Origin of the sequence: Nocardia sp. 348MFTsu5.1, from assembly GCF_000383535.1 — a bacterium.
Classification (GTDB): Bacteria; Actinomycetota; Actinomycetes; order Mycobacteriales; family Mycobacteriaceae; genus Williamsia; species Williamsia faeni.
Genome location: NZ_KB911510.1, coordinates 650,355 through 658,070, shown reverse-complemented (window position 1 = coordinate 658,070; position 7,716 = coordinate 650,355). Strand labels below are relative to the sequence as shown.

Below are 7,716 nucleotides of genomic sequence, written 5' to 3'. Positions count from 1 at the left end.
CACCACACGGATCAGCCACAAACCGCGACGCCGTCAACCCCGCCCGACCCCAATACCCCCGCGCCACACCAGCACCCGCCACATACAACTCCCCCGCCACACCCACCGGCACCGGCCGCAACCGCGCATCCAACACGTACGACCGCAGACCCGGGATCGTCCGGCCGATGGGACTGGCCGCTACGCTCCCAGCGGTATCCCGGGTCATCCGCAACGCTGTTGCGTGAACACAGATCTCGGTGATGCCGTACATGTTCACCAGCACGGGCGAACTGTCGTCGTGGCGCTGCCACCAGTTCTTCAGGCGTCCCGGGTCCAGCGACTCTCCGCCGAAGACGATGTAGCGCAAGGACAATGGAGCCGCATCGGAGTCCGCTGTCGATTCGGCCTCCGCGAGTTGGTAGAACGCCGTCGGTGTCTGGCTGAGCACAGTGACGCGATGGCGCCGCAACACTTCCAGGAACTGCACCTGTTCACGTGCGGTGAAGTGATCGACCACGACAACGCTGCCACCGGAGAGCAGGGCACCCCACACTTCCCACACCGAGAAATCGAATGCCGGAGAGTGGAACATCGTCCACACGTCCGACTCGTCGAAGCTGAACGTGCCCGCTGTGTTGGCCAACAGATGCACGACGCTGCGGTGCGAGACGAGAACGCCCTTCGGCACCCCCGTCGACCCGGAGGTGTAGATCAGATACGCGGCATCGTCTGGTCGTAGTGGTGCGACCCGCTCCTCGTCGCTCACCGGTTCCGGCGACAGCGCGGCGATCGCCGCCGCGGTCTCCGGATCATCAAGCAGGAGCACCGGATAGGGGCCGAGGTCGTGCGTATCAGCGAACTGCGAGGTCGTGAGGACACACACCGGATCTGCATCGGCGAGAACGGTACGGATGCGATCCGTGGGATGCGTGACGTCGATCGGCAGATATCCACCGCCGGCGTTGAGCACAGCGGAGAGCGTGACGACGAGTTCGGTGGAACGTGGCAACACGACCGCGAAGAGTGCTCCCGGTTGTGGACCCAGCGAGATGAGATGTCGGGCGAGACGATTCGACCGCGCGGCAAGCTGACCATAGGTCAGGGTGGTATCGGCGTCGTGCACGGCCGGGGCCGTCGGGGTCCGTGCGGCCCGGTCGGCGAGGATGCTTGCGATCGTTGCCGCCCCGGTGTCGATGCCCGGTTCGTTCCAGCTTTCGAGCATCCGACGCTCGCCCGAGTCGACGAGCTGCACGTCGCCCACCGTGATGTCGGGGTCGGTGGCCACCACCCCCAGGGTCCGCGCGAAGCGATCCGCGAAACCCTGCGCCGTCGCCTTATCGAAGACATCCGCGGCGTAGGTCAATCCCACCACCATCCCGGCCGGCTGCCCTTGCGCATCGAACCGTTCTGTCACACTGGCCAGCAGATCGTATCGGGCGTGGCCCGGATCACCGTCGAGTAATGCGCGCTGCCCTGGATCCACTTCCTCGAGGGCGACCTGGAACACCGGTGTATGCGCGGTGGACCGCACCGGAACCACGTCGGCGACCACCCGCTCGAACGGCACCTCCGCATGCTCGAACGCCCCCAGATCCGCCTCCCGCACGCGATCCAGCAACTCGCCGAACGACATCCCCGACTCCACCAGCGTCCGCAACGCCACCACGTCGACTGCCGTCGCACCGCCCGGCACCGGCGCGCCGATGACGATGTCGTCCTGTCCGGACAACCGCGCGAGCAGCACTGCGAACGCGGCATGCAGTGTCATGAACGGACTCGCCCTGTGTGCCTCCCCGACACCGACCAGACGTTGATGTAGCTCCGAATCCACCTCGAAATCCACTCGCCCACCGCGCCTCGACCGCACCACCGGCCGCGGTCGGTCCAAGGGGAACCCCATCACTTCCGGTGCCCCCGCCAACGCCGTGCGCCAGTACTCCAGCTGCACTGCGGCCCGCCGTAGCTCGGCACCGGCGCGTGCGGTCTCCGGGTGCACTGCGCTCAGGACCGTGTCTGCGTCTGCCTGCAGCAGTTCCTCGAGCAGAGTCGAGAAACGCTCGTGGTGGGCGCGGAGTTGCGCCTCGTCGTAGCGGTCGGGGTTTGCCCGGAAGTCGACGAATACCCGGGCGGGTGTGCCCACCGGATACACGTTGACCGACAGGTCCCGCTCCGGGCCATAGGTGAGAATGCGGACCTGACAGCTCGTCGACCCAAGCTGTAGCGAGTGGAAGTAGAGCAGCACATTGACCACCGGCCCGCCGAAACGCTGGGTCCCGAATGCCCCGACCTGCTGCCGAATGTCGGCGATCCCGGAACGCTGATGTGGCAGGACGTCTTTCACCGCGAGCCGTACCCGCCGAACCAGCCGGCCGACGGTGTCATCCGGCTCGACCCGGAGCCGAAGCGGTACGACCTCGACTGTCATCCCGCCGGCGTGCCGCTCCTCGGGACTGGTGCGCGCCGACATCGGCACGTTGAGCACAACCTCGTCGCGGCCCGTCATCCGCGACAGGTAACAGGCGACAGCGGCCATGACGGTGGCCGCCGAGACCGCAGGTCGCTCCGCGCCCAACAGCGCCGCCGTCGCATGCTCCGACAGCGGCGCGATCGCACGTCGGTTCACCGGGGCGGCGGGTGCGTCGGTGGTGGCCAACGTGCTGACCCCACGCACATCACCTAACTGCGCCGACCAGTACGCCCGGTCCTCGTCGAACGATGTCGAATCCCGATAGCGCCGGTCGATCTCGAACACCTCTCGCAAACGGGTTGCCACGGGCGGTTCGAGGTCGCGGTCCTGCAAGCCCGCGGTGTAGAGCTCGGCAATACGATCGAAGATCGTCACCGTACCGAATCCGTCCAAAACGATGTGGTGGACCCGGAAGTACCACAGGTAATGCCGGTCTCCGGTCCGGAGCACGACCGAACGGGTCAGCCGATCGTTCAGCACGTCGAGTGGCCGGGTGTAGTCGCGCTCCATCCACTCGTATGCGGTGGTCACGGGGTCCCGATGAGCACGCATGTCGATGAGATCCACCGACTGGTCGAGTGTGTGATCGACGAGCTGGTACGGCCGACCTCCGACGTCGATGAGCCGGACGGCGAACGTCTCGAACTCGTGGCCGGCCGTGGCGTATGCCTGACTCAGCAACGCGACATCGAGCTCGCCACGTACCTCGACGCACTGCGCGACGGACAGCGAGATGTCCGGATCCAGCTGGTATGCCAGCCAGATCCCGTATTGCGCTGCAGACAACGGAAACGCCTCCGCCGGCAAGGGGTCCGCGAATACGGCCCGATGTCCCAGATCCGGAGGATCTGCGGGGGTCATCGTCTCGCGCCGATCACCCCGCTTCGCGCGGACGTGGATTTCAGCTCGATCCAGATGGACCGCGAAATGTCAGACAGAAATAAGGAATAGCGCCGGCGCGACTGCATCAGCGTACCTCCGAGAACCACGGGAGAGGATCCAGCGGCGTCCGCCTGAACCGCCAAGAATTGATCATTCGATATAACCACGCCGGAGTTATTCATGTGCCCGGATCGCGAAACACCGGCAGTGCAGGAGGTCGTTTTCGAGCAATCTCCCAGGACTTATCAGGGTTGCCTAACAACACTTTCCGCAACTCGTCGCACGCTTGATTCAGCAGCCGATGCACACCATCGTCGAATCACTCCGCAGTTCTTTATGTCGGCGAAACATCCAATTCGCCGAATACTCCTCATTTCGCATTCAAAGGGCATTTCCCTTCCGTTCGCGCTATATCGGTTTCGACGCGCTCCGCGTTACTTGCTGCGACACCTCCGACGTGAAATATCGCCCGGTGGTCCGAAAACAGAGCCTGATCGACGGCCATCGGCCGGGTCACAGCGTGTAAGCCCGCGTCCCCGGCAGCGGCGCGAGTTGTTGCTTCGCGCGGGCCGCATCGTGATACTGATCACATGCAATTCGGGTCTGTTACATGAGCGGTGCAGTCGTCAGTCCGTCGCCGATCGACGACCACGCGTCCCACCGGGTCTTCGCAGCGACGACGGATACGTGGGACCATCGGCGGACGACCGTAGGAGTCTCGTTGATCTGCGCCTGGGCAGCCCGCCGCGGCTGCGCCACATCGACCTTGTTGCGCGGCACGGGGATCACCGCCGAAGCACTCGCCGACCCCGAGCACTTGATCGAAGCGCAGCAGGAAATAGCCCTTATCCGGAACTTTCTCCGGGCGTTCGACAACCGGCCGGGATTGGGCGTCGAGGTCGGCCGGGACTACCACCTGACGGCCTACGGGTACTACGGCTATCTACTCATGACCTGCTCGGTAGTGTCCGAGATGCTCCGGCTGGGGCTTCGGTACTCCCCGCTCACCTTCGCGTTCTCGACTATCCACGGTGAGTTCCGCCCCGGTGGCCGGTGGGCGCTCACCTTGCGCACCGACAATGTTCCCGACGACATCGCCTGCTTTGTGGTCGAACGCGACATCAGTGCGAGCCTGCAGATGCAACGCGAACTGTTCGCGAACTCCTCCGAGGAACCCCTGCAAGAGGTCCATTTCGAGCGTGACCTCCCACCGGTGGACGCGATCGCCAGGTATCGGAAGGTTTTCGGGGTGCCGGTTCTCTTCGGTCAGCAGCGCACCGAACTGGTCTTCGACGAGGACTACCTGAACTGGCGACTGCCGATGGCCAACGAACACACCGAAGCAGTGATCGTGGAACACTGCGAGCGCCTCCGCGCCGAGAGGATCCGACCCGGTGGTGTCGCCGGTAGCGTGCGCGCCCATCTGATGACGCTGCCCACCCTCGATCGCACTCTCGACGAGTGCGCGGCCGACCTGAACTATTCGAGTCGAACGCTGCGACGGTGCCTGACCCGAGAGGGAACCTCGTACCGAGAGATTCACGATGACGTGCGCCGCAGCCTCGCTCACGATCTGCTGCGGGACACCTCGCTCCCGCGAACCCAGATCGCGCAGCGATTGGGTTACCGCGACTGGTCCAGCTTCACCCGCGCGATGCGACGCTGGGGAGATCCACAGCGGTCGAGTTGACCAAGGGCCGGCCGCACACGGAGTCCCGCACGCCGGCAGTCGGATGACTGCCGGCGCCCTCGTCGGTGTCGTTCGAGGTCAGGCAGTCATCTCGAAGCCGTGATAGTCGGCGACAGCGACGCCGTCACAGATCTGCTTGTACACGTCGACACCGGCCACGAATGGCAAGAAGACCCGCCGCTTGCCGGGCACATTGGCGCCCATGTACCACGACGCCGCCTGCGGGAAGAGGGTCAGATCTGCGGTGTCGTTGGTGATGTCCACCCAGGTGGTCTCGGCCTGTACCGCGGGCTCGATGCGGCGCTGACCCCGCTCGCGCATGACCACCAGCAAGTCGCTGATCCAGTCGACGTGCTGCTCGATGGAGGTCAGCATGTTCGACAGCACCGACGGGCTCTGCGGTCCGGTGATGGTGAACAGGTTGGGAAAACCCGCCGACATCAATCCCAGATACGTTCGGGGCCCTTCGGACCATTTGTCCCGCAACGTCAAGTCACCGTGCCGGATGTCGATGGCCTGCAACGCGCCGGTCATCGCGTCGAAGCCGGTGGCGAAGATGAGGACATCGAACTCGTGCTCGGTGTCTCCGGCGATGATGCCTTGGGGGGTAACACCTTTCAGCGGTTCCTCTCGCAAGTCGACCAAGGAGACATTGTCCCGGTTGTACACCTCGAAGTAGCCGGTGTCGACGCACATACGCTTGGTCGCGATGGGATATGTCGTGGGAATCAACTTCTCGGCGAGCGCCGGGTCGTTCACTTTGTGGCGGATCTGGTCTGCGACGAAGTCGGCGGCCGCTTTGTTGACCGAAGGATCCAGCACCAGGTCGAGAAACGACTGCTGATAGCACAATCCGCCATCAGCCCAGCGACGTGAGAGCTCGTCGACCACCTCATCAGGGTTGTACTCGTCGAAGAACTTGGCTTCGGGATCCGCGCAGTGCGCCCCACCGCGCGTCACCCGGCTCTCGGCGCGGAACTCGGGGTATCGCGACTTGACCTCGGCCAGTTCCTCGTCGATCTCGTGATTGAAGGCCGGGATCGCGAAAACCGGGGTGCGCTGGAAGACGGTGAGGTGTGCGACGTCCGGCGCGATGGCGGTGATGGTCTGCAAACCCGATGATCCGGTTCCGACAACCGCGACACGTTTGCCCGTCAGGTCGACGCCTTCCTCCGGCCAGTCCCACGTCCAGTACGTCTCGCCACCGAAATCGTCGACGCCCTCGATTTCGGGTTGGACCGGAACAGACAGGCATCCCGTCGCCGCGATGACAAATCGCGCGGTGCGGCTCGCCCCGTCGTCGGTGCGGACTGTCCAGTGGCACGCAACGTCGTCGAAATCGAGTGTGGTGACGCGCGTTCGGAATTCGATGTCCTTGCGAAGGTCGTACTTGTCGGTGACATGCCGGATGTAGGCGAGCAGCTCTGGTTGCGCTGCGTACCGTTCGGTCCAGTTCCATTCCTGCTCGAGTTCGGGATCGAAAGAGTAGGAGTACTCGATCGATTCGATGTCACAGCGGGCGCCCGGGTACCGGTTCCAGTACCAGGTGCCGCCGACCTCGGGCCCGGCTTCGAGGATTATGGCGTCGAAGCCGAGTTCGCGGAGCTTGTACAGCTGGTACAGCCCGGAGAATCCCGCACCGATGATGACGGCGTCGTGGTCGGCCATGTCTATGCACCCTTTCCATTGTCGGCGAGGAACTTTCGGATGTGCTCGGAGATGAGATCGGCACCTGCGGTGTAGCCGGGAAAGATGTTGGCCATCTGGAAGTAGGCGTGCATCTGCCCGGACGCTTCCTCGAGCGCCACCGGCACGCCGGCCGCCTTCAATGCCTCGGCATACGCGACGCCCTCGTCGTGGAGGGGATCGAACTCCGCGACGTACACAAGTGCCGGCGGAAGCCCGGTGAGGCTGTCGGCGCGTATCGGCGAGGCATCGGGGTTCGTGCGCTTTTCCGGTTCGGCGAGATAGTGGTCCCAGAACCACGCCATCGTGTCCCGACTGAGCAGCAATTGGTTTTCGGGGGCCAGATAAGACGCGCGGTCGAGGTCGCAGTCGGTGACCGGATACACCAGAAACTGGTATCCGATGGCGGGGCCTCCGCGGTCGCGAGCCCACCGGGTCAGCACTGCAGCGATGTTGCCGCCGGCACTGTCGCCGCCGACGATCAGCGGAGCATCGGCGAATGCGAGATCCCCGACGTTCTCGGCAGCCCAACCCAAGCCGAGCCAGCTGTCCTCGAGTGCGGACGGAAATGGATGTTCGGGCGCCTTGCGGTAGTTGACCAGCACCACGGTCGACTGGGTGCGATTCGCCAGGTCGCGCGCCACGTGGTCGTACTGCAGGTCGATGTCCCCGGTCACCCAGCCGCCGCCATGGAAGTAGACGATGACCGAGCGCGGTTCGCCCTCCGGGATGAGAGCGCGTACCCGGATCGTCTCGCCGTCCGGCGTATCGAGGCGCAGGTTTCGCACCACTTTGACGTCGGGGCCACGTCCACTCATCCCGGCGAAGACCATGCCGGACATCCGCGCGATGGCGGGCGTGCCCTCATGCGCCGGTGGCGTGCGCGACGCCGCCATCTCCGCGAGGAACCCTTGACTGACTGCATCCAATGGCATTGGTATCGCCTCTCCGACTGCTGACAGATCCCGCTGGTCAGACACTGCACGGAGCGTCTGACTGTGACGCAGGT

General features: G+C 64.5%; 4 protein-coding genes. 1 reads left to right on the top strand and 3 read right to left on the bottom strand.

The window, feature by feature from the left end:
* Positions 1–3,310: amino acid adenylation domain-containing protein (locus H290_RS27965; protein ID WP_020105944.1), on the bottom strand; the 3,310-nt coding region annotated here is incomplete at its 3' end.
* Between the two features lie 631 nt (positions 3,311–3,941).
* Here H290_RS27965 and H290_RS0106360 point away from each other — a divergent pair.
* Positions 3,942–5,021 carry an AraC family transcriptional regulator gene (locus H290_RS0106360; protein ID WP_051121882.1) on the top strand — a complete coding sequence of 360 codons (1,080 nt, stop codon included), beginning with the start codon at positions 3,942–3,944 and terminating at the stop codon, positions 5,019–5,021.
* A 78-nt stretch (positions 5,022–5,099) separates the two neighbouring features.
* Here H290_RS0106360 and H290_RS0106355 read toward each other — a convergent pair whose 3' ends face one another.
* Together H290_RS0106355 and H290_RS0106350 are read right to left on the bottom strand one after the other, a co-directional pair.
* Positions 5,100–6,689, bottom strand: coding sequence for an NAD(P)/FAD-dependent oxidoreductase (locus H290_RS0106355; RefSeq protein WP_020105941.1), 1,590 nt, complete (start codon positions 6,687–6,689; stop codon positions 5,100–5,102).
* Positions 6,690–6,691: 2 nt separating this feature from the next.
* Entirely contained in the window at positions 6,692–7,642 is a 951-nt protein-coding gene (locus tag H290_RS0106350; protein ID WP_028462869.1) for an alpha/beta hydrolase, read from the bottom strand.
* Positions 7,643–7,716 lie beyond the last annotated feature (74 nt).